We start from the raw sequence: 25,627 nt of genomic DNA, 5'->3' as shown, positions 1-25,627 counted from the left end.
CGGCGGGCGTCAGAACGGTGTGGGGCCGCGGATCTCCAGGCGCGGCGCGGTGTCGACCCGGGTCTGCTGGGTGGCCTGGCGCAGGACGGTGGGGTCGGCCGGATCCCGGGTCCAGCGGTGGATGAAGCCGTCCCAGCCGCCGGTGATGATCTCCCTGTCGTCGGCGGTGACGGTGATCGCCCAGACGCTGAGGTGCCCGGTGGCCACGGGCGTCCCCACGGGCTTGCCGGTGGTGCGCTGCCAGCGGCGGACGGTGCCGTCGTCGCAGCCCGCGACGATCTCGCCGTCGGTGGTCAGGGCGAGGACTCGTACGGGGACACCGGCCACGAGGGGCTCGCCCAGCGGGCTGCCGCTCTCCCGGTCCCAGCGGCGCACCGTGCCGTCCCTGCCGCCGCTGACGATCTCGCCGCCGTCGGCGCTGACGGCCACGGCCGGCACGGGGCCGATGTGACCGTCGAAGCCTGCCAGCAGGGCGGCGTCCGTGCGGCGCCAGCGGCGCACGGCGCCGTCGTTGCCGGCGGTGACGATCTCCTCGTCGTCCGGGGTGAGGGTCATCGCGCGGACGGCCCCGTCGTGGGCGGGCAGCGGCGGGGCGAGGGAGGTGCCGTCGGTCCGGTTCCAGCGCCGTACCGTGCCGTCGTAGGCGGCGGTGAGCAGTTCGGCGCCGTCGGTGGTCCTGCCCAGGGCGAGGATCCAGTCGTCGTGGGCCGGGGAGGGGCCGGTTACGGCGGCGGAGGTGGCCCGGTTCCAGCGGCGCAGGGTGCCGTCGCTGCCGCCGGTGACGATCTCGTGGTCGTCGGGCGTGAGGAGCATCGACCAGACGCTGCGCTTGTGGGCGACCAGCAGGGGGCAGAGTGCTTCGCCGGTCTCCCGGCGCCAGCGCAGGACGCGGCCGGCGGCGTCGGCACTGACGAGCTCCGAGCCGGTCCTGGTGAGGGTGAGCGCGCTCACCGCGCCGATGCCGTGGTTCATGGGGTGGTCTCCTTGGCCGGGAGTACTGCGTCGAAGGCCAGCCCGGAGGCGGCCTCGCCCTGCCCGGCGCGGGAACGGCGTCCGATCCAGCGGTAGTGGAGGCCGTCGTGTCCGCGCACGGTCACCGGGACCCGGCCGGCCGTCACACCGGCACGCGGGATCTCCTCGTCGCGGAAGTAGACCCGGGGCGCCTCCGGCTCCAGCAGCCGACCGCGCGCCTGGGTGCGCACGGTGCCCTGTGCGGTGGGGAGGGTCATCCGCCCGCGCCGGAACCGGATCGCGGCCGAGCCGGGCCTGAGCGGCACGGGGACGAGCGGGATCCAGTGGTACGGCACCGACGACTCCAGCTGGTAGGTCAGGGCGCCGGGAACGTCCGACGGACCGGGCGGGGTCAGGTCGGGCGTCTCGTCGGCGCGCGGGCGGGGCTTGCCCGTCGCGCTATGCACGGTGCGTTCGATCGCCCAGGCGAGGTTGGCCATCTCGTCGCGGACGAACAGCACTTCCTCCACGGGCGGTCCTTCGATGCGGCCGGCGGCCCTGGGCAGGAGCGGCAGCAGGGCCGGTCCCGGACGGTGGGAGCCGGCGACGCCGAGCCGGAACAGGGACCAGTGCTCGTCGCCCGCGGCCTGCAGGGTCAGCGGATCGCCGAAGGTGTCCACGACGGTGAGGTCCGTGATGCCGTGGACGCGCCCGATCTCCAGCTCCAGCGGGACGACCCAGTGGTCGTTGCCGTACACGTTGGCGAACTCCACCAGCAGCAGCCGGGCGAGGTCGGCCACGCCGGCTTCGATGGAGGGCAGGTTGACGGTGGTGTCCTCGAACTCCCACCAGCGCTCGGCGGGCATGCCGGGGTAGGTGGCGCGGGTGGGCAGGACGGTGCGGCTGGACGCGCCCGGGGTGGTGAAGGCGGTGGCGACGGCGTCGATGTCGAAGTGGTAGCCTTCGGCGCCGCCGCCCGGGTATTCGGGTGCGGTCAGGGTGATGCGCTGATTGCCCAGGGCGGCCTCGACGGCGAAGTGGTGCTCCAGGCGGTCGCGGACCCAACTGGAGTCGGTCGGTGGAGCGTGTTCGGCGGCGAACCAGGACTTCCACACGGTCGCGGCCTGGTTGAAGGCGGTCAGGTGGGCCGGGCTGAGGCCGGTCGGATGCCAGCCGGTGGCCAGTCCGCGGGCGAGCTTTCCGCCGTGCGGGGCATGAGCGAGCAGGACGGTCCCCAGCGCACGGCCCGCCGGGTCGCCTGCGGGCTCCCCCGGGGAGGCGCTGTCGAGGAGGGGGAACTTGGCCAGTGCCTGGTCGGTGACGGAGTTCTGGACGCCGATGGGCAGCGCGGCGAGCTGGTGCAGGAACCGCAGTCCGGCCCGTGCGGCGGTGCGCAGCGGCAACTCGCGGTCCTCCGGGTCAGGGCCGCGGCCGGCCTCGGCGAGGTACTCGACGGGCACGCCCGGCGGATACGGCACCGAGGGTCCGGCGTCGCCGGGCCGGAACCGGTCCACGGTGGCCGCCGCCGTGGTGAGGGAACATCCCACCGGTGAGCCGCCGTCCTCTCCGTGGAACTCGGCGAGTTGCCGCTGCCGGGCCAGCAGGAAGAGCGGGTCGGCGATCCTGGCCTGGAGGGCCTCGTCGAGCTGTCCGCCGGTGCCGCTCGGCCGGACGTTCGGCTCGATGCGGTGGAACTGGGCGAAGACCGCCTTGTCGTCGGCCATGGTCAGGCCTCCAGGTCTCTCAGCTTGGCGATGACGCCTGCGGCGATGTGGGTCTTCAGGAGCTCCTTGAGGTCGATTCCGGGGAAGGATCCGAGGGCGTCCTGCGGCAGGTAGACGGCGGGCAGGTAGCGGCCCAGCCAGCCGAGCGCCTGGAGGTCGACCAGGCGCAGTCCGGTGAGGTCGAGTGCCTCGCGGACGGTCTCGCTCAGCAGCTCGGCCGTCCAGGAGCGTCCCACCTCCGGCGGTACGGCGAGCAGCACGGCCTGGGGAGCCCGGGCGCCCGGGGCGTCGTAGTGGAAGGCGACTCCTGCCGTCTGCCGTCGGGCCGGGATCAGTTCCGGCCATTCGTCGACCACGAGGACGGCCACGGGGTGGGTGAGGTCGGGTGCGGTCAGGCCGTGCACGGCCAGGCCGGTCGCCGAGGGCAGGTCCGCCGTGCGTGCGGCGCCGACCCAGTGGTCGTGTGCGGTGAAGGGGGTCTGCCCGATCCGCAGCGCGAAGTCTCCGCCGGTGCCGATCGCGTCGGTGTACAGCAGCAGGTCGGCCAGGGCCGAGGCACCGGGTCGTACGGCTGCCGTCCGTTCGAGCCAGTCGCGCGGGATGGTGTCGGCCGTGCCGCCGCGGTCCAGGCCGGGCCCGAAGGACGCCGCGAGTGGGGCGGGGGCCGAGGCGGTGGTCAGGCCGACGGCGCGGAATCCGGGTCCGAAGACCGCCTGCAGGGCGGCCACCGCGGCCTGGGGGCCCTGACCGGCCAGTGCCTTCGCGGCGAGCTCGAGTCGGGTGGCGGCCTCCTGTTGGGCGGCCCTCGTACGCGCGGCCGCGTCGTCGTCGGCGGACGGGGCGACAACGATGCCGTAGGCGGAGAGACGTTGCAGGTCAGCGGCGTCTTTGGCGAGCTTGAGCTCCGCCATGGCGCTCTGGGCGCGGCCGCGCAGTTCGGTCTCGTCGGGCGCCAGCGTGGGTGGGTTGGCGGCGGGTGCCAGGTCGGCGGGCGAGCCGGGCCGGCCGGCGGCGAGGACCGCGGCAACGGCACCGGCCAGCGCTTCGAACTCCTGCAGGGACACCGTCGACCGCGGCCAGTGGGCGTCGCGCCCGTCGAGCAGGTCGGCCACGGCGTCGCCCGGCAGGTCGGACGGGCGGTGTGCGGTCAGGGCCTGGCTCACCGCGGCGCGCAGGGTGCCGGCGGCGGTGAGGGCCACGACGTCCAGCGCGCACAGGTCGATGGGCGGCCAGGGGAGCTGGCGGGTCGCTGCCGGTACGGGGTGGCCGGGCCGCCGCCAGGCGACCTGGAGCCGGATCCGGTCGGTCCGCCCCAGCTGATGGCCGGACCACGCGTCGAGCAGCGGTTCGGCGAGCGCGCGGGGCCGGGCGCGCTGTGCCGGGCCGTCCCAGCCGTGCGACAGCGGCACGTCCTTGGGAACGACGATCAGGATCCGGTGGGTGACGGGGGTGCCCTGGTCCGGGGTGTCGAGGATCTCGGGGCGGGGTGGTGGCTGGCCGCCGGCGGCGAGGCTGTCCAGGGTGGCGCCGGCCCGGTCGGGGTTGCCGTTCGCGAGCTGGTGCACGCTCTCGGCGAGCAGCAGGTCGCCGACGGCGTCGATGTCGTCGTGCAGGGCCTCCAGTGCGGCGCGGACCGGGGGTTCCTCCCGCAGGGGGTCCAGGGACGGATGGACGGTGGGCGTCAGTTGGCTCAGCGCGGCTTCCACGGTCAGGGCGCCCACGGCGGCCCCGTCGGTGACGTCGTGCGGAGCGACGAAGTCCGTGGCGCCCGACGCCTGGTGGTGAACGGCCCGCAACGGCCATTGCTTGCGCAGTGGAGCGATGACCCGGTCGAGTTCCAACGGCGGGGTGGCGCTCTCCCGGGCTTCGTGCAACCGCCGTTCGAGGCGGTAGCCGAGCAGCGCGCCCAGCGGCTGTCCCTGGCGCACGCCGTCCAGTACGGCCATGGCGGCCCGCATCCGGCTTGAGGACAGGTTCACGGCGAACGCGCCGGGGTCCGAGGGGTGGGAGAGGGCGCCGCTGTGCAGAACTGCGGCGGTGGTGGCCTGTGCGAGGGAGGGGGCCAGCACGAATCCCTCGCTGCGGCGGGCTTCCCGCGGGGAGATGTCCTCCACCCATCCGTAGGCGCCGAGTTGCACACCGGTGGGTCGGCGGGTGGCCGATCGCATGGCCTTCAGGCGCACCGTCGCCAGCGAGGTGATCCAGGCGTCGAGCCGGTGGGAGGCGAGGTCGAGGCACTCGCCCAGGAGGCGTTCCAGGATGGTGAAGGGATCCTGGCCGGCGTCGTGCCAGGCGTGGACCCGGGTGGACAGGTAGCGCAGGGCGGCGTCGATCTGCGCCAGGCGCACGCTCCAGGGGCGTTCGGCGCTGAGGGCGTCGAGGACACCCCTGTGGTGCAGGGCGGCGACCTCGACGGCGGGGGCGAGCAGGACACGTGCGTCGTTGATGGCGTCGTGCACGGTGGGTGCGGCGGCCTCGGCGACGCCGGGCAGGGTCAGGCCGAGAGTGGCTTTGAGGGTGAACGGCCTGAGGGCGACACCGGCTTGGGAGGCGAGGGTGCCGGCGCTCGAGGGTGCCAGCAGGACCTCGGCGAAGCGCAGCCGTGCGTCTGTCACCAGGTGGCTCGCATGGGCGGCTCCGGCGGCGGCATGGCCGTACTCCAGGTTGGCGGTGTGCCGCAGCAGTGCCTCCAGCAGGGTGCGGGCCCGGGCCGGGCGCACCAGGATGTGCAGGGTTTCGAACCGGTCGACGACCTCCTCGAGGAACCCCGCGAGTTCGTCGACCGGGTCGGTGCCCGCGGGCAGGTCCATCAGTCGCGTGGCGGGCAGCCACAGTCGGCTGGTGTGCGGCTCGTTCTCGTGGTGGGAGATGACCGGCTCGTAGTCGATGCCCAGAGCCCGGTTCAGGGCGGTGGACAGACGGGACTCGGGGCCGAAGCCGCAGTCCTGGACCAGGCCCAGGACGCGGTTGGTGTAGCAGGCGTTGAGGGCGCCGCGCACGGCCCGCACGTCGCAGGACTTCGACACGGCGGCAAGGCCCAGGGCGCGCAGCACGTCACGTTCGGGCTTGGGCAGGGCGAGCGTGTCGCCGGGCTGGTCCCGTCCGCCGACCCGCGGCATGCTGTCGACACCGACCTCCCAGAACGGACGCAGGGTGGTCAGCACACGGTGCAGTCCGGCGAGGTGTCCGTGCTCGCCCTGTGGGTCGGGGCGCCAGCGGCGCATGACGGTGACGGGCAGCAGGCCGTAGGGCTGCTTGCCGAGGCGCAGGGTGGGCAGCGGGCCACGGGCCCGCACGGCGTCCGCGTGGTGCAGACGCAGCCACTCCAGATCGATGCCGGTCTCGTCGGTGTGGCTGTCGCTCTCCAGGAGCTGGTCGAGGAAGAAGTCGCCGGTCGCGCTCCACAGGGCCAGTTGCAGGGCGCGCGCATCGGCCTGCTCGGGTTCCGTGCCGCCGGGCAGGGCGGCGGCGACGTCCTGCGGGATGCCGAGTGCCGAAGCCAGGCAGGTGGCGTTGGCCCACGGATCGGTGGCGGGGGGTGTCGGGGCGGCCGCGTGCAGCAGGGCGTCGACGTCGGGAGGGTCGCTGTGCGGGTGGTGAGGGTCCGGGATGTTGTTGGTGGGGGTGTCCTGCGGGACGTAGGCGGCCTCGCCGTCACGGGCCCGCCCTGTCAGCAGTGTGGCCAGCCGGTCCGCGGAGATCTGCGGGTTCATGGAGGCCGACACGCCGAAAGTGACGACGCGTGAGAGCAAGGGGCGGCGGTCCGGATCGTAACCGGCCCCGTCGAGGGGCACGGTGAGGGCGAGTCCGTTGTCGTGGGCGGCGGAGAAGTCGGTGAGCCAGCGCAGGCCGGGGTCGGTCAGAGGTGTGGTGGCCGCGCCCGCGGGGGCGGCCGGCGCGTCGGGGTCCGGGCTGACCTGCACGGTGTCGGGTACGGCCTCGCCGCGGCTCTCGCCGACGAGGATTTCGCCGTCCTCGGTCTGCTGGAAGGCCTGGACGACGAACTGGTCGGGCAGGGTGGAGGCGGTGGCCGGTCTGTTCCAGCCGCGGGAGCGGGTGGGAATGTCGGATGCGGCGGGCCAGGAGGGCTCGGGGCCTGCCGTGTCGTCGGGCAGGGGCAGTTCGGGCCGGTCGTCGGCTCTGGGGGTGAGCACGGTGACGATCCAGCGGGCGCGGGCCGGGCCCAGCGTGCCGCACAGTTGCTCCCAGGCGCCGAGCCGGATGCGGGCCCGGTCCCCCGCCGGGTTCTCGGTGCGTCCGGCCCTGAAGACGGCGCGCCAGTACCGCTTGCCCTGCTGGATCTCACCGTCGGTGAGGAGCGGTTCATGGCTGTCGACGTGGATGTCGTCGGGGAAGATCCGCACCTGGAGGGTGTCGGGCCGGCCGCCGTCCGGCCGGAGCCGGGTCTCCAGGCGCACCGGGGCGAGCATCAGGGGCACGTCGGGATCCAGCCGGGCGAGCAGTTCGTCGGTGTCGGCCGTGGCGACGAACTCGCGCAGCGCCTGGTGGAGGGCCTGACGGGCCGTCTGGAGGGCCTGGTAGGCGGCCCGTCGCTGGTCGGGTGTGGCGTCGGGGCCGAGACCGGCGCGGCGCTTCTCGGCCTCGGCGACGGCCGCGCGCAGCGGTGCGAGATCGGTCATCCTGTCTGCCTCCCTGAGCTGGGACGGTGTGGAGCGGCCGTTCGCCGGCATGACGATCCGTGCGGCTCCTGGAAGCCGAGTGGCGGACCGGACTCGCTACGGACCCGGCCCGCCGCCGTCGACTTGCGCCCCGCCGACCTGGAAGAGGACACCGTCGACGATGCTGCCGCCGGTGAAGTTCGGGACGAGGGTGAAGGTGATGGTGTGGAAGGCTCCGGCGAGACGGACGCTCCCGTTGGCGTCGTCGAGGCCGGGGTCGTCGCCCGGCCCGGAGACGACGTTCGCGGTGACCTGGAAGTGTGCGTCGCCGCTGAGCCGGGCGACAGCCGTGTCCGGTGGGGAAGTGACCTTGAGGGTCGACCTGAACGATCCCAGATGGAAGACGGGGTCGTGCAACGGGGCGTCGAAGTCGAGGGTGAACGCGTGGCCCGGGCCGCCACGGATCTCCAGCATGCCGGTGGCGCCCAGTCGTGGGGTGAACGCGGGCGTGGCGAATGCGGGAGAGGCGTCATGGAAGTCGAAGGCGGTTCCCATCGGTCCGGAGAGGGTCACCTGGTGACCGTGCAGTGTCCCCACCGCCCCATTCGGCCCGGCCGATGTCCAGTGGACGAAGTCCCGTGCGGACAGCGTCGGTTGCGGGCTCAGGAGCCGTTCGGCGGGCATGACCACCCGTACGGGCTGCTGGAAGCACTGCCGGGCGATACCGGCGGCGCTGTCACCCCACACCAGGTCGCCGAGGGCGACGTTGGGGCGCCGGTCTCCCGGCGCATGCGTCGCGGCCTCGAGCTTCGGGCGCGAGTCGAAGAAGTGACTCCAGTCGAGGTTGTTCCAGTCGTCGGCGTCGGTGGGCGGTTCGGTCTCGGCCGGCGGCACGTAAGGGCGGCCCCACAGGCCGGGCGGCGGCGGGCTGGCGAGAACCACGTCCGTGGGGTCGTCCAGGCCGAAGCGGGGTTCGGTGGGCTGTTCGGCGATGACGAAGCACCAGTCGTGGCCCACGATGTCACCGAGCCGCAGGTCGAAGCCGAGGAAGGCCGTGTCCGGGTCCAGACCGCCGCGGAAGACCGGGTGCTGGGCGTGGGCGTCGTCGGGTTCCCGTGCGCCGTCCGGCGCCGGTGGCAGCAGGGGGGCCGCGTAGACGAGGGCACCGGGGTAGCGGCGCAGCAGGGCGGTGCGCAGCAGGAGGACCACGCGGTCGGCCGGGACGGTCAGATGGGTGCCGAGCGGAGAACCGGTCTGCCACTGGTGCAGGGGCGGCATCTCAGAGCCGGTGCCCCAGAAGGAGGCGAAGTAGGTACCGCGCTGGTCGGTGGGGTATTCGCGCCAGCGCAGTTCGCGGGCGAACTCGTGGTTGAGGCCGACCATGTACGACGCCACGAAGGCGGGGTTGGTCACGGCGAGCGCGGCACTGTCGGGCGGCACCTTGGCCAACCCTGCCAGCATCCACTCGGTGGACTGCTCGGCCAGCGGCCGCCACATGGCGTCGGGGAAGGTGGGTGCCCACTGGATGGGCGCGGTGTTGTCACCGGGGGCCGGATGCTCGATGCGGGAGGCGACGACGGCGCCCACGGTGGTGTGGGGGTCGATCCGGCCGGTGACGGCTGTGTGGGCCGCTGCTGCGGGGAAGGTGTCCCGGGGCGGTACGGGCGGCACGTCGGCGGGACGGAAGACCTGGTCGTGCGCGCCGACCACCATCCCGTGGGTCTCGCCGGGGGTGAGGCCGAGGACGGAGGGTGCGGGCAGCCGGTCGGCGAGGCCGGGCAGGCTTCCCGGCCCAAGGAGGCTGCCCAGGGAGATGCCGCCGCCCTGCTGCCAGCCGGTGAGGACCTCGCCCAGCTTCTCGGGTGTCCACACCTCGCCGTCCGGGGGCGGGGTACCGTCCGCGAGCCGTTCCCAGCCACCGGAGCAGTCGGCGCGCCAGATCCCCGCGACGCCGCTCTCGTCCCAGTCCCAGGTGCCGGGGCAGGTGCCGTGGAAGGTGCCCTGGGCGGTCTGCGACCGCCAGATGCCGTTGAACGTGCCGTCGGAGGTGTCTGCCGGGTCGTCCCACACGCCGACGGCCAGGCCCTGCCAGGTCCCGTGGTCCTCGGGGGTCTCCCAGGTGCCGGTGAAGACCAGCCGCCAGCCGCCCTGCCTGCCCAGGGTCGGGTTGTCCCACACGCCCGAGAAGACGCCTCGCCAGCTGCCGGGGCTGGTGCCGCCGGGGCCGAAGGTGCCACGGGCCTCGCCCTTCCAGCCGGCGCCCTCGGTCAACGGCCTCCACGGACCGGACCACATGCCCTTGAAGGTCGTCGTGGTGCCGCTGTCCGAGGTGGTCAGCAGGCCGGTGGGGGAGGTTCGCCCGGAGGGGAAGAGCAGGCTGCCCTGCGGGGTGAGCCGGGTGTCGGCGAGGAACGGGGCGGGTACGCCGATCTCCCGTACGGTGCCGAGCCGGAAGACGGCGTCGAGCGAGGTGGGCTGCAGGGTCGGTACGGCGGCGAGTTGTGCGGTGGTGAGCTCGCGGGTCTGCGCGCGGCGGATCACCTCACCGGCCAGAACCTGCCAGGCGGGCGCGGTGATGGTGGACACGCCGAGGGCGGCCCGGACGGCGGGCAGCCGCTCGGCGAGGACGACGCGTTCCGGTGCGACGGCGAAGGCGACGGTGCCGTCGGGACTGCGGGGTGTGACGGCCAGTCCGGTGCCGACCTCCGCCAGTTTGGTCAGCATGGTGGCGAACGGCTGCTGAGGCGCAGTCCCGTTCTGCTGCTCGGCGACAAGGGTGACCCTTCGGCTGAGCAGGCCCAGCGGACGGACGGCGCGCCGGAACGTGGTCGTGGCCATGGCGGTGGGCAGGGCGCTGGCGTGCACGGTGCTCGCCAGCGTGACCGCTCCGAGCAGCGTGCGGGTGCGCAGCGGCGCCGCGAGGTGGAGGAACTCGTCCGTGGTGAGCGGCCGTACGTGCCGCTCGTGGAGCCGGGCGCCGACCAGCCGGGCCAGCCGGGCCAGGTCCAGGAAGCGGTTGGCGGCCTGTACGTCGGCCAGCTGGGTCCAGGCAGAGGACATGAGCTGTTCCTGCTCGCGCTGGACGGCACTGGTCCCGAGACCCGCGGCGACGCGCCAGCGCGGGTCGAGGTTGAGGGCGTCCAGCCAGCCCGCCGATCCGGGTACCGCCTTGGCGGCGAGGGCGTGGAACCGGCCGTACAGCGGAGGTGCGACTTCCGGGTCGTCGTCGCTGTCGTCGCTGTGGACGCCTTCGAGCGAGGCGGCGAGGGCGCTCTGCCACTGTGTGCTGTGGGCGTCGACCGGCCAGGCGTCGCGAGGGCCGAGGTCGGGGCTGCACAGGGCGCTCTCGACCTGCTGGACGACCTGCCCGGGACCGGGGTCCTGCGGCCTCGGCCGGCTGATGTCCATCGGCCTGCGGCCCGCTCCCCCGATGGGGCGGCACCGCAGGCGGTCGGCGAGGGTCTCGAAGTCCCCGGCCTCCCCGGTGGAGAAGGTCCACGAGTGGTACACCGGCAGGTCGCTGTCCGCGGCGGCACTCCACGCGGGGGCCAGGTCTCCCCCGCTCTCGCTGTGGCCGGCCCGCCGTCCGGCCTCGAAGGTGGGCACCAGGCAGGCCACGTAATCGGTGTGCGGCAGCAGACGGCGCGGGGCGAGCAGCCGGGAGACGCAGGCGCGTGGGTCCTGTTCGTGGCCGACGACGGTCTGGACGTGCGCCCACAGGTGCAGGTGCGCGGGGTCGGGGAGTTCGGTGCCGGGCACGCGCAGCACGGGGAGCGGCCGGCCGGGCTCCCGTCGTGGCCTGGCTGTGGCGGGTACGCAGACCAGCGCGAGCCACGGGCGCAGTTCCCCGCCGGGTGCCGCGGCGAGCGGCGTGAACAGCCAGGGCAGGTCGGTGCGGTCGAATTCGACCATGGGGAACTTGGTCGTCTCGGCGTCGGGGGTGCCGGGCAGCGGGTACATCCGCACGATCTGTCGGGGATCGAGGGCGCGAACGTCACCGGGGCCGTACAGGTGCGCGGGGACGGGCCGTTCGGGGCGTCCGTTGACGGACGCGGCGGCCGCGAGAGTGCCCCGGACCGGCGTAGTGCGCTGCAGGTCGTCGACGTCCGTCAGGGACGCCGCGGCTCCTGTCCGGTCCCACGAGGCGAACGCGTATCGGGTCATGGCGTGGCCTTCAGCTCGTACGGCGGGACGACGTGCAGCAGCTGCGTGCGTCCGGACGGGGCGTCGAACGACAGGGCCGCTTCGGTGAAGGTGGACTTGCGTCCCAGCTCGGTGACCTCGGTGAGAGTGTCGACGTGGGCGACGGCGAACGACGGTGCCTTCAGAGCCGTCGGCGCGGGCGGCGAGACGTACCGGATCCGGTCACCGTGGACCGCGCTGGTCGCCACCGCACCGTGCTGGAGCGCGGCGAGCAGGTGGGTTTCGGCGAGCGTCCAGGGGGCGCGCGGCTGAGGCGGGGCACCGCGCTCGCCGAGCCACTTGGTCTCGTAGCGCACCTCCACGGTGCGGCGGGGCGCACCGCCCCCGGCCGCCGGAGGGGTCAGCTCACTGCCGGAGCGGAGCAGTTCGAACGCGGGCTGGGTGAGCTTCTCGTCGTCGGTGAGGTCGAAGAAGTCCGCGCGCGCGAACTGCTCGCGCACCGGCTGGACCGCCCCGCTGCCGTCGCCGAAGCGCACGGTGACGGCGAAGGCCGTCGGGTTCTGCAGACGTCCGGGGCCGAACCGGGTCACGGTGACGTCGAGGGGCACCACGCGCTGGCTGAAGCGGAGCCGGCCGAGCGGGTGCAGCAACCGGCCGGTGTCCGCGCCGTCGCCCCGTAGGGCGGCCAGGTTGGCCGCGCCGTCGGGCAGCACCGGCTCCCAGGTGCGGGGGTTGTCGAGTTCGTGCTCCAGCAGGGGTGCGACATCGGGAGCGGGCGGAGCCCCGACGGCACCGGTGCAGGCCCAGTGCTCGTCGAACGGGAAGCTGACGTCGATGAAGAACAGGGAGACCGAGGCCCGTCCGGCGACGTGCCAGCAGGGGGTCGGCCCCTCGACACGGACCCGTATGTCGACCGAGCACAGGCTGTGGCCGTCGAAACGGAGGTGGAAGGAGCCGTACAGATCGAGCACGACGCCGAAGCTGGGCTCCCAGCGCAGCAGTGCGTCGAAGCCGAGCTGTCCGCTCACCCCGGTGTCCGACGATCCGATGACCGCGGTCAGCGTTGCTCCCGCCTGGGCGGTGCCGGGGGTGACGGCGAAGTATCCGGAGAAGACGATGCTGAGGGCCGGGGCACTGGCGATGGCGATGGACAGCCGGCGGGGTACCGGGAACCCGGCGGGCTTGGGGAAGCGAGGGTGGAAACCGCCGGCGCTGAGAATGAACGCCGCGTCGGAGCCGACCTTGATCCGCAGCGCGATCCCGCCCTCGATGCCGGCGGTGAGCAGCCGGGACCCGGCGAGGTCGGCGACCATCTCCACGAGTCCGGCTCCCGGGTCCATGACGCCCGCGACGGAAGCCCGCAGGTCGAGGATCGGCGCCTGGGGGGCGGGCAGCGCGATCCTGAGCCGGCCCAGGAGGGCGACGACACCACTGGGCAGTTCCAGGACGAGTCCGAGGTCCGCGGTCACGAAGGACACCGGGCGGCCCCAGCCCAGCCGGAAGGTCGGCCCGACGACCTGACTGCCGCGCCGGGCCGGGAAGACCGACGCCAGCGTCTGAAGGATCTGCGGTGCGGCCCGGGCCGGATCGTCCGGGAACAGAACGTCGTCCAGGTGACCCGACTGCACGGCCGCCGCGAGGCCGGCGCGGTCGATGGCGCGCCCGATGCCGACGATCCCGCCGACCGCGTTCAGGGTGAACGCGAGGCCGAGTTCAACGGCCGGCGTGAAGTGGGCGCTGAGGGCGATCAGGAGCGACGGCTCGCCGGGCCGCAGAATGCCGAACGCCCGTACGTCCACCACCCCCAGGGCGAGCCCCAGGGCGCCGCGGTACTCGTCACCGCGCCGCTCCAGGAATCCACTGCCCCGGGCGGGGCCCAGCGCCATGCTCAGGCCCATCCCGCTCGGGGGCACCGGTGTGGCCGGGGCTCCTGGGGTCAGCTCGCTGCCGATGCCGTCGAGCGTGGCGTCGGCGACGCCCAGCAGCGAGGCGCCGAAGGAGGCGGTGAACCGCAGCGCGCCGCCGGCGGGCGCCAGGTACAGGGCGGGCGCGCGCAGGCCCGGCGGTGCGGCCCTCAGCGGTACCGCGAGGCCGTTCTTCCCACCGCCCTGGAAGTGGACCCCCGTCATGTCCAGCCCGGCCTGGACGTCACCTTCCAGGGCCGACCCGCCCGGGGCGAGCAGGGTGAGCAGCGCGTCCGTGGGCAGGGTGAGCCGTATGCCGCGCACGGAGAGCTGCAGCGCGGCACCCGCGGGGTCGGACGGCACGCTGAGGGTGAGCGTGATGTCCTGCCGTACCTCCAGCACGTCGGCCAGCCGGAGGGTGCCCAGGCGTACGGTGAAGGAGATCTCCGGTGGCAGGGTGACGCCGAGGACCTGGACGTCGTCCGCGGTGACCACGAGGACATCCGGAACGGTGAGGTTCCAGCCCGCGGCCGCGCCGTCCGCCGAGTCGGCGAGCAACGCCAGCAGCTTGGGCCACAGGTCGCCCGCCTGATCGCTCTGCGGCACGCCGATGCGGGACAGCAGCGCCGAGGGCGTCACTTGCGCCCCCGGCAGTCCGAGCGCCTGAGCCAGCTTGGCTCGCCTCTGCGTGACGCCCAGCGCACCCAGCTGGGGCAGGACTGCGGCCAGCCCGGTCCGCAGCTGCGCGGCCAGATCGGCAACGGTCCCGCTCACGGGGTCACCTCCGTGTGCAGCTCGATGACTTCTCACTACGGAACTGACAGTGATGATCGGCCTCGCGGCTCGCGCCGAGCCGGAGTGCCGTCCGTGTGGGCCGCCCGTTCCTGCAACAAGGAAAGGGCCGTCCTCACCCGGCCTGGGTGAACGCATCGCTCCACCCGGCCCGTTCCCCTCCGCCCGGACGACCGGGTGCACTGTGGCGCGTTACCTTGCGAAAGTGCGGCATGCACCACCTTCTTCGATAAAAACACAGGCCGGGATGGGTGTCCACGCGAGAGGGCGGCGCCCAGGTCGGCCCGCAGAGCGGAAGGGGCGGAGGCCGTGGGACGGCCTCGAACTCCCATAAGGAAAGCCATCGGACGTGGCGGCGGGTGACCTGCCAGACGGCAAGGCCGAGGAACAGGGTGGCGGCCGTTTCCTGGGGCCGACAGGTGGCCGGCTTTCGCCTCCCCGTCGGCTCAGTCGCGGGCGCAGTCACAGGTGCCGCAGGCTCGGGGTGCGTCGTCTGCGAGTGCCTCGCCGGACGGCTTTCACACGGTCGCACCGCCGGAGCTGAGTCCGAACTGACGAACCGCCGCGCCGCGCCCGGCTCCCACCACACCGCGCCGAGCACCTGCGCCGCCTCCCAGACCTGACTGGTCTTCAGCTCTTCGACGGAACGGCTCCCGAAGTCGCCGCGCCACCCGGCGGGATGACGAGAGCCAAGGTGCGCACTGCGCCCTGGCCACGCCGTAATCAAGCATTCCGACGTCATCAACCGGAAGGCAGCCATGAGGCCCAGCAAGCAGTAGAAGAAGGAAGCGCCGTCGGCAAACTACGGCTACCCGGGAGGCCTCTGGTACGCGATGGCCCGTCTCCACGCAGCCCACCCCGAGCCGGTCGGCCGCAACGTGCCGTTCGAGCGGCTATCGTCACTACTGGCTGCAATCCCGGTGCTGCAAAGACGGGCGATCGGGCAACGGAAGACCGGGAGTTCCCGTTGCGTGCGCCCGTACCAATCATCTTTTGTCACAGCCATTCGTTGACGGCTGCGACGAGAACGGTTGCTTCGTAGCGGACGGCGAGCTTGTCGTACCGCGTGGCGCTCGCGGTAGTCGGCCGGGGCGAAATGCGGCGGCCGGCCGCCGCGGGAGCCGAGCTTCTGGCGGTTGCGGGCCTGGCCGGTCTTGTCGGGGATGGTGCAGCGGATCCCCGGCGGCGCAGGTAGGCACGGTTCTGGCGGGAGGCGTACGCCTTGTCCGCGCGGCCCCGGTTGGGGCGGACACGTGGCCGGCCCGGACCGATGCGAGGCACGCGGACCTTCTCCAGCACGGGTTCGAACTGCAGCGAGTCGCCGCGCTGCCCAGCCGTGACCACGATCGACATGGGCTTCTGGCCCTGCTCGACGGCCAGGTGCAGCTTGGTGGTGAACCCGCCGCGCGAGCGTCCCAGCCCGTCATCACGAGGCTCGGTGAACAGGCCACCCGGCGGTTCCTTCTGCAGATCACCCTGCTTGCGGGCCCCGGCCGCATGCTGATGGGCGCGGCAGACCGTGGAGTCGACGCTCAGGTCCCAGACGATCGCGCCCTTCGCGTCGGCCAGGGACTGGAGCCGGGTGAGGATCCGGTGCCAGGTGCCGTTGCGCTGCCATCGGCGGAACAGGTCGTAGACCCGGTTCCACGGTCCTTACTCGACGGGGACGTCCCGCCACGGGACTCTGGTCCGGACCAGAAACCGTATGCCGTCGATCAACCGCCGCCGAGGCCAGACGGGCGGCCGCCCCGCCTTCGTCCCCCTCGGCAACAGCGGCTCCAGCACCACCCACTGCTCGTCCGTAAGATCTTCCCGACCCATGAACCGTGATCATTCACAGCCCAAGATCCACTTTCGACACACGACCTAACCGTGCATCGACCACAACGCCACCTCCACGAAAATCCGTCGGCGCGAAGTCCACCACACGCCACTGCCAACAGCCCTCGCTCTCCACCTCCCGCGATCGGGCTGATGCCCAGCTCAGGAAGTGTGGTCCCCGCGCGAGCGGGGGTGTAGGGATCACAACTCGCGGTTCATCGTGGCCATAAGGGGGGCGGGGCTGAGCGGCTGTCGTCCTTCGGTGCGAACTGCTCCCGCATGGCGGTCGCTCTTCGGGGCCAGGGACGAGGCCGACCAAGATCCGGGCCAGACACGGACCAGCCGCCTGCAGCCTGGCCGAATCGCAGCCGTTTCCGCTGGTCAGCGGCCACACGAGGCGTGTACCACCAGCACACGAAGAACCTCCTGGTCAGCTACTCGCCGAAGAAGCTCGGCTTCTTCTGAGCGGCTTCGACGAGGCACCCCAGGAGACGCTGCGCAGTCAGGGGTCGATGCCGTCGAGGCGTTCGCGGATCCGGGAGATGAGGCAGGCGACGACTCCATCGCACGTGATGTCGTCGCCTGCCTCGACCGCGTGGGCTCGGCCGCACACCCCGCCCCGGGTCCAGGCCGCACTCGCACGGCCCAGCCGCAACGAACAACGCTGGAATGGTGCAGTCGCTCTCGGCCTTGAGACCAAGCACACCTGCCGAATCATCCAGGCCGTTCCGCCTTCGCCCGGTTCGAGCGCACGGTGACCGCGGCCAAGGAGGCCGCTGCCGTGAGGAAGTCGAACCGTGCCGGTGATGCGCCGCCCGGTGTTACAGCCCGAAGGCACCGTCTTCGATGAGGATGAGCAGGCCGATGGTGATCAGGACCAGGGGCAACAGGATGTGGCCCCAGCGGGCGAGGGCCTCGGCGATGACGGGTCGGGTGGCGAAGAACTTGCCCGCGAAACACCACACGGCCACCAGTACGAGGAACACCGCGGCGTACACGGTCATCCCGCCGACGCCGGCAGTGGCGAGGACGGGCACGTAGACGCCGATGTTGTCGCCGCCGTTGGCGAAGGTGACCGCCGCGACCTCCAGCGGACCCGGACCGCGGCGGCCCAGGGGTCACGGGGTCGGTGCTGTCTGTCCGCACGGGCATCGAGCACGACGCCGCCGAGGTGCCTCCCGAGATACGGAACAACTGCTGTCGAAGCACAGCGCCACGCGGTCGCTGACGCTGTGACAGTCAGTCCTCTCCTGGGGTGTGGGCGGTGCGCAGGATGGGGTACACGGCGAACCGTGTGTCCCACGAGGAGTGCCGTCGTGGGAAGAACTCGCGGCGTGCTTCCGGGTTGGCGGCGAAGGCCGGATCCGTCTCCAGTCTGCTCCGGAACTCGGCAGCCAGTGTCGGGTTCTCGTCCAGCATCTGCTGGGCGAAGATCTCCGTGACGTAGGGCTCGACGTACTCCTTCTGTTCGAAGTGGGCGTTGAAGAAGCCCCGGGCAGCGAGCGAGTCGGGGGCCTGCGGCTCCAGCAGCGCCATCAGAAGTCTCGCTCCGGATTGTGCGATCGACACGAACAGGCTGCCGGCCGGCAGGGACAGTGGCTCCGGTCGCCAGGACCCCTCGACCGCGAGCTGCACGCGCCCTTCGAACGGGACGGGCGGGAACTGCGCGGCGGTGGCGCGGAAGACGTCGGCGTCCGGATGGTCGGTGCGGTGTGCCAGGGTCCGGTGGTCCAGTCCGTGCAGGGTCAGTCTGTCGGCGACCAGTGGCGCGTACGCCCTCGGGACCAGGTAGCCGCCGCGCGGGGCACGTACGGTGAGCGACGGGATGACAGTGCCGCGGTAGGGCACGTACCAGATCTGTGGGGTGGTGGGGTCGTAGACGGTGACCGGTTCACCGGAGATCGGGGACGGGTCACGGGTCACGGGTGTGGGCGTATCCGCGGAACTCGATGGCCGTGGGCGAGCCGGCGTCGTGCCGGTCGACCTCGATGTCCAGGACGACGTCCTCGCCGGCCAGACCGCTCGCCCGCCGGTCGGCTTCGTGTGCGGCTGCGCTCCATTCGGTTCCGTGCGCGGCTGCCCGGTGAACTCGGCCAGTGGGTGGACCATGACCTGGTTGATCACTGGTTGGACGGCTGCGCGGTCCTCGTCGGTGTCGTTCATGAAGACCCGGGGGATGCACGCGGCGATGCGGGTGTCGAACCGGAACACTCCCGCGATGCCGTCCGGGACCGGCTCGTCCCAGTCGGCGGGGGCCAGGAGGTAGCAGCCGGGCTTGGTGTCGTACATGGCGCCCAGCTGCGCGAAGGCCTCGGTGCGCTGGTCGACGATCTGGTAGACCCAGAACCGGCCATCGAAGTCGGGGACCTGGACGACCGACGGGCCGCGGCGGGCGTCGAGGACGCCGAAGCCGTGGACGACGTCCTGGTTCGGACAGGCCACGATCCGCTCATCCGGGGTGATGTGGTCGTGCAGCATCCCGATCTCCCCGGAGGGCCGGCCCGGATCATCCCGCCGATCAGCCCCGGAGCGGGCACCTGCTCCATGATCGTGAGTCGGTTGTGCGTGTTCACCAGCGGCCGGCCCCACAGATGGGCGAACCTGCCCATCATGCGCAGACAGTCGCGGGTCATTCGTTCCCCGGGCACCGGCAGCGCAAGACCCCCGGACGCGTCAGCTGAGGATGTCGACATGCGCCGACCACTAGAACGGAAGCACTCGGGGAGGGGCCATCAGGGTGGCCGAGGTCCACCGGGTCCCGCTGTCCGCGAAGGACCACGCCGCGGACCCGGCCTCGTGACAGGTGTGGCCGGACGCGGCAGGGGAAGCCTGGGGGCCGATGTGTGGGGGAAGGGACTCCGTGGCGGACGTCGACGTGGTGGTCGTGGGCGCGGGGGTGCTGGGCAGGTCGATCGCGTACGCGCTGGCGTGTGCCGACCCCGGGCTGCGGATCCTGCTGTCGGGGCAGCGCGGTATCGGCGCCTCGCGGGCGGCCGGCGCCATGCGCTTCCTCCTCGACGCGGGTCTCGACCAGCTGCATCACGGTCTCTCGGACGCCGAGATCGACCGGGTCCACCACGGCAACCGCTCCGTGGGACTCGACGGGCGTCCCCTCCTCGGAGACGCCGGACGCCCCGGCCTGTGGGGCGCCACCGGCACGCACCGAGACGGCCTGCACGTCTCCCCGCTGATCGCCCAGGAGCTCACCGCCGGGATCCTGCGCGGCACGCCGAGCCCCTGGCCGGCCCCGTGGCGGCCGGACCGGAAGCCGATCGCCGACTGGACGGCCGCCGACGCCGTCGAGGAGGCGGCGGCCACCGCGCGGCCCTCGCCGCCGAGTCCCGCATGCGCCCGCCCCTGACCGGCGACTGGTCAGGTCTGCTCGCCCACGCCTACCGGCAGCTCATGGAGCAGACGTACGCACGCATGCCGGACGGTTACGTCCTCCCTCCGGAGCTCGCGCCGCTCGGCCGCGAACACGGGCCCGCCCTCGCGAGACTCGTCCAGCGTCACCTCGACCGCCTCGCGGGCCGGTCACCCCGCAGCACGCATATGGACGCACATCGAACGCCAGGCCGTGCAGCGCCAGTCCTGTGAGGGAGCGTCCGGCGTCGAGATCAAGCCCTTCCGGGGGCGCGGTGTATGGACCCTCGGGCAGCCGGGCACCGATGCCCGCGTGCCCATCACAGACGAGACACATCGCTTCAGCGCCGTGTCGGCGCGGCTGACCGGTTTCGACGGTGCGGACCTGGAGGCCACCGGCCTGACCGAGGTCTACCGGGCGTTCGCCGCGCAGCGGCTCGGCGCGGAGCGGTACGCACGGCTCCTCGGCGAGCTGCGGGAGCCGTACGAAGTGCTGTTCGACCGCATCGACGGCGACCTGCGGGCGGCCGCCCGGGCGGTCACGTACCTCTGGTACACGGGAAGTTGGCCGGGCCCGCCGCCGGTCCTGGTCTCCCCGCGCGCCTACGCCGAGGGTCTGGTGTGGAAGGCGGCCGGCCTGAATGTCCCCGCCACCGATCCCGAGGGGTACGGGAGTTGGGCGCGAGTCGGCGGACGGGCCGACCCGGCCGACGGGAGCGGCCGGTGACGCGGTACGACGTGATCGTCGTCGGCGCCGGTGTCGCGGGCTCGCTCGTCGCACACCACCTCGGCGGGCGCGGGCGGCGGGTCCTGGTCCTGGAGGCGGGCGCCGCGGGCGACGGCGAACCGGCGCCCGGCCTCCCGTACCGGGCCCATCCGGCGGCCCCCTGGCCCGAGGCCGCGGACCTCGTCGGCACCGACGGACCCCCCGGCTTCCGGGCGGGCGGCCATCTCCTCCAGGACGGCCCCCTGCCGTACGCGAGTGGCTACGTCCGCGTGAACGGCGGCACCGGCAACGTCTGGACCGGTCTCGCGCCGCGCATGCTGCCGGAGGACTTCGACACCGAGTCGTTCGGATACGGGCGGCGGTGGCCGTTCACCTACGACGACCTCGAACCCCACTACCGTGCCGCGGAGCGGGAGCTGGGGGTGGCCGCCGACGCCGACGAGCAGCGCGAGCGCGTCGGCCTGCCCTTGCCCGACGACTACGTCTTCCCCATGCGGCCGCTGCCCGCGGCGCGTCTGGACCGCCTCTTCGCGGCTCGCCTCGACGGGCGGCGCGTCAAGGACCCCGTCGCCCTGGGCGACGTCGAGCTGCGGGTGGTCGGCACCCCGCACGCGCGCAACGGCGTCCCCGACCCGCGCTACGACGGCGGCCGCGGCTACGTTCCGCGCGGGCGGGACGGGCGGCCGGACCCGGGCAGCCGGTGCGTGGGCAACGCGACGTGCATCCCGCACTGCCCCTCGTACGCGAAGTACACCCCGCTCAAGACCCAGGGGCGGTGGAGCGACTCGGTGACGCTCCGGGACCGGTCCGTGGTGAGCCGGGTGCTCGTCGACGGCCGCGGCCGGGCGACGGGCGTGGAGTACCGCTCGTACGACGGGGAGGTGTCCGTCGCGCACGCCGATGTCGTCGTGCTCGCGGCGCACGCCGTCGAGAACGCCCGACTACTGCTGCTCTCCGGGCTCGCCGGCCGCAGCGGCCAGGTCGGCCGGAATCTGATGGACCATCCGGTCCTGCTGACCTGGGGGCTGCTGCCCCAGGACACCGGGCCCTACCGGGGCCCCGGCTCCGTCTCCGGCTTCGAGGGCTTCCGGGCCGGGCCGGGGAGGCGGCTGCGGGCGCCGTTCCGGATCGAGTTCGGGACGTGGGGCTGGATCTGGGCGAAGGGGCCCGTCGACACGGACGTGAACCACTTCCTCACCGAACGCGGCCTGTTCGGGCGGGAGTTACGGGAAGCGGTCGGGGACCGGATCCGTCGGCAGTTCACCTTGCAGTTCGAGATGGAGCAGGGTGCCGACCCAGCGAACCGGGTCTCCCTCCACCCGACCGAGCGCGACGCCCTGGGCCTGCCCCGCCCGCTCGTCACCTACGACCTGGACGAGCACGTGAAGGAGGGCATGGCGGCGGCCCGGGCGGTCTCGGAGCAGATCTTCGCCCTGCTCGGCGCCGAGGACCACACGGACTACGCTCCGGTGGCGGCCTGGCCGGGCCGCTTCGAGCACCGGGGCCGTACGTACGGCTACCGGGGTGCGGGCCACGCCGCCGGCACCCACATCATGGGCGACTCCCCCGCCACGTCGGTGGTGGACGCCTGGCAGCGCTGCTGGGACCACCCCGGTCTGTACGCGGTCGGCTGCGGCAGCATGCCCTCGGTCGCGACCTCCAACCCGACCCTGACCATGGCCGCGCTCGCGCTGCGCAGCGCCGAGCGCGTCGAGGCCGACCTCGCGGCCCGCGACCGCCCCGTCCCCCTCGACTCGCCCTCCGCCCCGCCCATCCCATCGACCGCCTCATCACCCCCGGGAGCCTCCGCATGACCCCTCTGTCCCTGCCGCCCGTGGCCGATCCTTTCCAACTCCCCTTCCATTACGGCGCGTTGCATCAGGTCGGCCTCGACTGGCTGGTCGCCCCTGACCCGGTCCGCGAGCTGCTCGCCAAGCACCACCCGGGCCTGACCGCGGCCACGTTCGACGACGGGCGGGCACTGGTCTCGCTCAACTACCAGCTGTACTTCGCGCAGTACGCGTTCGGCGGGGGCGTCACGCAGGAGATCGAGTTCAACGTCATCGCCTTCCCGACCGCCGAGGAGGCGCGGCTGCCGCGCCTGTCCTACGCCCAGTACGCGCAGGGCTGGGACCAGACGAAGCTGCTCGGCATCGCCCGGGTCCATGTCGTGTGCGACAACCCCTTCGCGATCAGGGCCGGGCGCGAGCTGTACGCGGAGCCGAAGTACCCGGGCTGGTTCGAGGTCGCCCTGCCGTCCCTCAACGGACCGGCGGGCGACACCTGGACCGTACGGTGCAAAGCGGCCGCGATCGGCCCGGACGACACCCTGGAGCAGGACGACACCCCGTTGCTCGACCTCACCGCGAGGCTGGACGGCCTCGCCGCCGTCGCCGCCAATTCGGCGCCGATCACCGGCTACGGCACCGACCGCGAGGGCCGCCTGCTCGCCGGCCCCATGAACGTCTACCAGCCCTACCGCTGGTACGACCTGTCCGCCCCCGAACACTCCGGACGCACCCGCGTCCATGTGCACGCCCCGGACGCCGACCTCGGCCGCGACGTCCGCGCCCTCCTCGGCGCCGACGTGCCCGCGGCCGGCGTCTGGACGTACCAGTCACCGCCGGTGGCCGCCCACAACCGCCCGTACTACCTGCCGACAAGGCCGCGCCTCTGAGCTCTGGAGCAGTCCTTCGCGCGCGCCGACGCCGACGGGGACGGTCAGCCGTCCCCGCAGGAATCGGATCTTCGACGGGTAGGACCCCGGGAAGCGCTCCGCCCGAGGCTCACCAGGGAGACAGCCCACAGGAACAACACCTGAGACCGAGCGGGGAGTTCAGGGACCAGTCCCGTGGGGCGGGAACGATCAGCAGTGGTGGGACTGGTACACGGCCCTCGCCGCGGATCCCGGTGCCGACCGCGCGGGCCTCGAACCCGGGCCGGAGCCGCACGACGCGGCCGGGCTGATCACCTGGGAGGTCAACGTCGACTCCACGATCTGCCGGGCCCGTCAGCATGCCGCGGGCGCCCGCCGCGACGGACAGGCCCAGAACGAACCGCCGGGCGGAACCCGCACCGAGCCCGACGAGCACGGCCTGGGCCGGTCCCGGGGAGGCTTCACCACCAAGGTCCACCTGGCTTGCGAGCAGGGCCGGCGGCCTCTGTCTCTGCTGGTCACCGCAGGTCAGCGCGGTGACAGTCCTCAGTTCACCGCCGTCCTGGAAGACATTCGTCCTGGAAGACATTCGAGTCCCCCGCACCGGACCCGGCCGTCCCCGCGTCCGACCGCTGCGAGTACGAGGTCACCACGGCGACCAGCATCGGCGACATCGCCCGCGACCTCACCATCTGGATGGCCATCCGGCACTTCCCGGACGGCCACCCGGACAAGTCCACGACTTCTAAAACACGGCGTAGGTCCTGTCCGGCGCCACCCTCGGTGAGACAGTCGTGGCCTCGGGACAAGCACCGCGATCGGAGTCGCGAGCGTCGGGGAAGCGGTTCAAGCGGTCGAGGGCCAGGGGGGAGGACGGCACCGGGGCAGGGGGCCCGGTCCGACCGGGCGTCGGGCGTCCGTTCCGGCGTGCGGGGGAGCACACTGGCAGGAGGGGGCGGAGGCCTTGCCCCGTCCGGGGTTCGCCCGCCCCGCCCGCTCGTGGAAGAGGGTGCGCGGATGCCCAGAACCCGGTCCTCGTCCCGCTCGCGCTACGCCCCCGACCGGGGGCTCGCGACGCGCATGGCGACGACTATGTTCCTGATCGGCCTGCTGTACGTGGTCTTCGTCGGCGTCCTGCTGGTACTGCTGCGCGGCTCCTGGCCGATCATCCTGCTGATCACGGGCGCCCTGTTCGTCGGGCAGTTCTGGTTCAGCGACCGGATCGCCGCGCTGGGCATGGGAGCACGCGAGGTGACCCGCGAGCAGGCACCCGAACTGCACGGCACCGTGGACCGGATCTGCGCGCTGGCCGACATGCCGAAGCCGAAGGTGGCGATCGCCGAGAGCGACGTGCCGAACGCGTTCGCCACCGGCCGCGGCGAGAAGACCTCGCTGGTCTGCGTCACGACCGGCCTGCTGCGACGCCTGGAGCCGGAGGAGCTGGAGGGGGTCCTCGCGCACGAGATGTCGCACGTGGCGCACCGGGACGTCGCGGTCATGACCATCGCGTCCTTCCTCGGCGTCCTCGCGGGCATGATGACGCGGGTCGCGCTCTACAGCGGTCTCGGCCGCAGCCGGGACAGCACCATGGGCCTCGCCGTGCTCCTCGTCCCCGTGGTCAGCGCGGCCGTATACGTCATCAGTTTCCTCCTGACCCGCGTCCTGTCCCGCTACCGCGAACTGGCCGCCGACCGTGCCGCCGCGCTCCTCACGGGCCGCCCATCGGCGCTCGCCTCCGCGCTCACCAAGGTGAGCGGCGAGATGGCCCGGATCCCGACGAAGGACCTGCGCAAGGCGGAGCCGTACAACGCCTTCTGGTTCGCTCCCGCCTTCTCCTCCAAGGAGAGCCTGAGCCGGCTGCTCTCCACCCACCCCACCCTGGAGCAGCGGCTTGAGCAGCTCACCCGGATCTCGGCGCAGCTCGGTGGGGCGTGACGGCGGTGGGACTTCTCGACAGCATCCTCGGGCGCAGCCGGCCGGTCCGGCCCGATCTGGACCGGCTCTTCGGACTCCCGGCCGCGGCGCTCACCCTTCAGGCGGGCACGGGCTTCGTCCCGGCCGGCGCCGGGTCGGTGTGCTTCGCCGCGGTGGAGGGCGGCGCCTTCGCGCGCCTGAAGGGAGACGTACGGGACCTCCTCGACGTCGAGGCGGTGGCCGGACCCGATCGGGGTGCGGGCGGTGGCGAGGGCCGGAGCACTGGACCGGGGGCGTACCCCGTGACGTACACCTCGGACGCGTACGGCTACACCTGGCTCACCGTACGACGTCCCTCCGAGGACCTGATCACGCTGGTCAATGACCTGCACGCGGTCAACGCGCTCCTTGAGGAAGCAGGCTTCGGCCCCAATCTGCTCTGCTCCCTGACCGCGTTCCGCGCCCCGGCGGCCGAAGCACAAGGCCCGGGGACGAAGGGAGTCCGGACAGAGGGCGTCCGGACGGAGGGCGCGTGGACGGCTCATCCGGAAGCCGACGGGCACCGGGCACACGACCTCGCACTCGTGTACCTCTACAAACGCGGCACCTTCTATCCGCTATGTACACTGCGTGGCCAGCACAAACGCGACAACGCGCTGGAGCTACAGGTGGCCGGCCTGCTGAAGAACGATCTCCACATCGAGCCGGACTTGGACCGCTGGTTCCCGCTGTGGGACGCCCCCGGCACGGCTGGCTGAGCCCCCTCTGAAGTGCCGTTTGTCAGATCAAAGCGCGGCACCTTCTACCCCTTCGCGCCGCGCACCGACCGCGCCGAGAGCCGAGACAACGCCCTTGAGCTCCAGGTCAGGGGCCTGCTCGCCGGCGACCTCGCCATGGAGCCGGACATGGAGCGGTGGTTCCCGGTCTGGGGCGCGCCGGGGCTCGGCGGGGCGGAGCGGCTCCAGGGGCCTTGATCGCCGTCCGGCCGGGCCGTACCCGGTCGGCCGCTACGG

General features: G+C 72.7%; 15 protein-coding genes and 2 pseudogenes. 8 read left to right on the top strand and 9 right to left on the bottom strand.

Features of this window, described 5'->3' with window-relative positions:
• Positions 1-9 precede the first annotated feature (9 nt).
• From SVTN_RS37755 to SVTN_RS37720, 9 genes and pseudogenes are all read right to left on the bottom strand, one after another.
• The gene (locus SVTN_RS37755) at positions 10-972 is read right to left on the bottom strand and encodes a WD40 repeat domain-containing protein (protein WP_041133094.1); all 963 of its coding nucleotides are present in this window, start codon (positions 970-972) and stop codon (positions 10-12) included.
• A complete protein-coding gene (locus SVTN_RS37750; protein WP_041133093.1) occupies positions 969-2,675 on the bottom strand; it encodes a hypothetical protein in 1,707 nt (568 codons plus the stop codon). Before SVTN_RS37750 ends, SVTN_RS37755 begins: the two co-directional genes overlap by 4 nt.
• Positions 2,676-2,677: 2 nt before the next feature.
• Positions 2,678-7,315 carry a hypothetical protein gene (locus SVTN_RS37745; RefSeq protein ID WP_041133092.1) on the bottom strand — a complete coding sequence of 1,546 codons (4,638 nt, stop codon included), beginning with the start codon at positions 7,313-7,315 and terminating at the stop codon, positions 2,678-2,680.
• 96 nt (positions 7,316-7,411) lie between these two features.
• Positions 7,412-11,458, bottom strand: a complete 4,047-nt coding sequence (locus SVTN_RS37740; protein WP_063782311.1) for a hypothetical protein — start codon at positions 11,456-11,458, stop codon at positions 7,412-7,414.
• Positions 11,455-14,115 carry a DUF6603 domain-containing protein gene (locus SVTN_RS46300; RefSeq protein ID WP_041133091.1) on the bottom strand — a complete coding sequence of 887 codons (2,661 nt, stop codon included), beginning with the start codon at positions 14,113-14,115 and terminating at the stop codon, positions 11,455-11,457. The genes SVTN_RS37740 and SVTN_RS46300 overlap by 4 nt, the downstream gene beginning before the upstream one ends.
• 1,014 nt (positions 14,116-15,129) lie before the next feature.
• Positions 15,130-15,774 (bottom strand): annotated as a pseudogene (locus SVTN_RS42785) (IS5 family transposase); the annotation flags it as partial.
• 12 nt (positions 15,775-15,786) lie between these two features.
• Positions 15,787-15,954, bottom strand: a complete 168-nt coding sequence (locus tag SVTN_RS46725) for a transposase (protein WP_425429037.1) — start codon at positions 15,952-15,954, stop codon at positions 15,787-15,789.
• A gap of 821 nt (positions 15,955-16,775) precedes the next feature.
• The gene (locus SVTN_RS37725) at positions 16,776-17,045 is read right to left on the bottom strand and encodes a cadmium resistance transporter (protein ID WP_425429067.1); all 270 of its coding nucleotides are present in this window, start codon (positions 17,043-17,045) and stop codon (positions 16,776-16,778) included.
• Between the two features lie 148 nt (positions 17,046-17,193).
• A complete protein-coding gene (locus SVTN_RS37720; protein WP_052499547.1) occupies positions 17,194-18,432 on the bottom strand; it encodes a DUF1254 domain-containing protein in 1,239 nt (412 codons plus the stop codon).
• 382 nt (positions 18,433-18,814) lie between these two features.
• Between SVTN_RS37720 and SVTN_RS37715 the strand changes: the two genes are divergently transcribed.
• From SVTN_RS37715 to pspAB (SVTN_RS37680), 8 genes and pseudogenes are all read left to right on the top strand, one after another.
• Positions 18,815-19,315 carry an FAD-binding oxidoreductase/lyase gene (locus SVTN_RS37715; protein ID WP_041133090.1) on the top strand — a complete coding sequence of 167 codons (501 nt, stop codon included), beginning with the start codon at positions 18,815-18,817 and terminating at the stop codon, positions 19,313-19,315.
• Positions 19,300-19,551, top strand: a complete 252-nt coding sequence (locus tag SVTN_RS44510) for a hypothetical protein (protein ID WP_159026564.1) — start codon at positions 19,300-19,302, stop codon at positions 19,549-19,551. The genes SVTN_RS37715 and SVTN_RS44510 overlap by 16 nt, the downstream gene beginning before the upstream one ends.
• 79 nt (positions 19,552-19,630) lie before the next feature.
• On the top strand, positions 19,631-20,044 hold the full coding sequence (locus SVTN_RS37710) for a hypothetical protein (protein WP_041134695.1): 414 nt from the start codon (positions 19,631-19,633) through the stop codon (positions 20,042-20,044).
• A complete protein-coding gene (locus tag SVTN_RS37705; RefSeq protein WP_041133089.1) occupies positions 20,041-21,858 on the top strand; it encodes a GMC family oxidoreductase in 1,818 nt (605 codons plus the stop codon). The genes SVTN_RS37710 and SVTN_RS37705 overlap by 4 nt, the downstream gene beginning before the upstream one ends.
• Positions 21,855-22,721: a hypothetical protein gene (locus SVTN_RS45030; protein ID WP_041133088.1), complete on the top strand. Its 867-nt coding sequence runs from the start codon at positions 21,855-21,857 to the stop codon at positions 22,719-22,721. Before SVTN_RS37705 ends, SVTN_RS45030 begins: the two co-directional genes overlap by 4 nt.
• Before the next feature lie 996 nt (positions 22,722-23,717).
• Positions 23,718-24,635: a zinc metalloprotease HtpX gene (gene htpX / locus SVTN_RS37690; protein WP_078908667.1), complete on the top strand. Its 918-nt coding sequence runs from the start codon at positions 23,718-23,720 to the stop codon at positions 24,633-24,635.
• Between the two features lie 5 nt (positions 24,636-24,640).
• Positions 24,641-25,372, top strand: a complete 732-nt coding sequence (gene pspAB / locus SVTN_RS37685) for a PspA-associated protein PspAB (RefSeq protein ID WP_041134693.1) — start codon at positions 24,641-24,643, stop codon at positions 25,370-25,372.
• Between the two features lie 30 nt (positions 25,373-25,402).
• Positions 25,403-25,588, top strand: a pseudogene (pspAB, locus tag SVTN_RS37680) (PspA-associated protein PspAB); the annotation flags it as partial.
• Between the last annotated feature and the right edge of the window lie 39 nt (positions 25,589-25,627).

Origin of the sequence: Streptomyces vietnamensis (assembly GCF_000830005.1) — a bacterium.
GTDB classification, from domain to species: domain Bacteria; phylum Actinomycetota; class Actinomycetes; order Streptomycetales; family Streptomycetaceae; genus Streptomyces; species Streptomyces vietnamensis.
The sequence above is the reverse complement of the archived record's forward strand: the minus strand, read 5'-3'. Positions and strand labels throughout refer to the sequence as shown.

Bases quoted from the DNA above. Each gene is read 5' to 3' on its own strand.
- SVTN_RS37755 (WP_041133094.1), bottom strand. From the start codon at position 972: ATGAACCACGGCATCGGCGCGGTGAGCGCGCTCACCCTCACCAGGACC.
- SVTN_RS37750 (WP_041133093.1), bottom strand. From the start codon at position 2,675: ATGGCCGACGACAAGGCGGTCTTCGCCCAGTTCCACCGCATCGAGCCG.
- SVTN_RS37745 (WP_041133092.1), bottom strand. From the start codon at position 7,315: ATGACCGATCTCGCACCGCTGCGCGCGGCCGTCGCCGAGGCCGAGAAG.
- SVTN_RS37740 (WP_063782311.1), bottom strand. From the start codon at position 11,458: ATGACCCGATACGCGTTCGCCTCGTGGGACCGGACAGGAGCCGCGGCG.
- SVTN_RS46725 (WP_425429037.1), bottom strand. From the start codon at position 15,954: ATGGGTCGGGAAGATCTTACGGACGAGCAGTGGGTGGTGCTGGAGCCG.
- SVTN_RS37720 (WP_052499547.1), bottom strand. From the start codon at position 18,432: ATGCTGCACGACCACATCACCCCGGATGAGCGGATCGTGGCCTGTCCG.
- SVTN_RS44510 (WP_159026564.1), top strand. From the start codon at position 19,300: ATGCGCCCGCCCCTGACCGGCGACTGGTCAGGTCTGCTCGCCCACGCC.
- SVTN_RS45030 (WP_041133088.1), top strand. From the start codon at position 21,855: ATGACCCCTCTGTCCCTGCCGCCCGTGGCCGATCCTTTCCAACTCCCC.
- htpX (WP_078908667.1), top strand. From the start codon at position 23,718: ATGCCCAGAACCCGGTCCTCGTCCCGCTCGCGCTACGCCCCCGACCGG.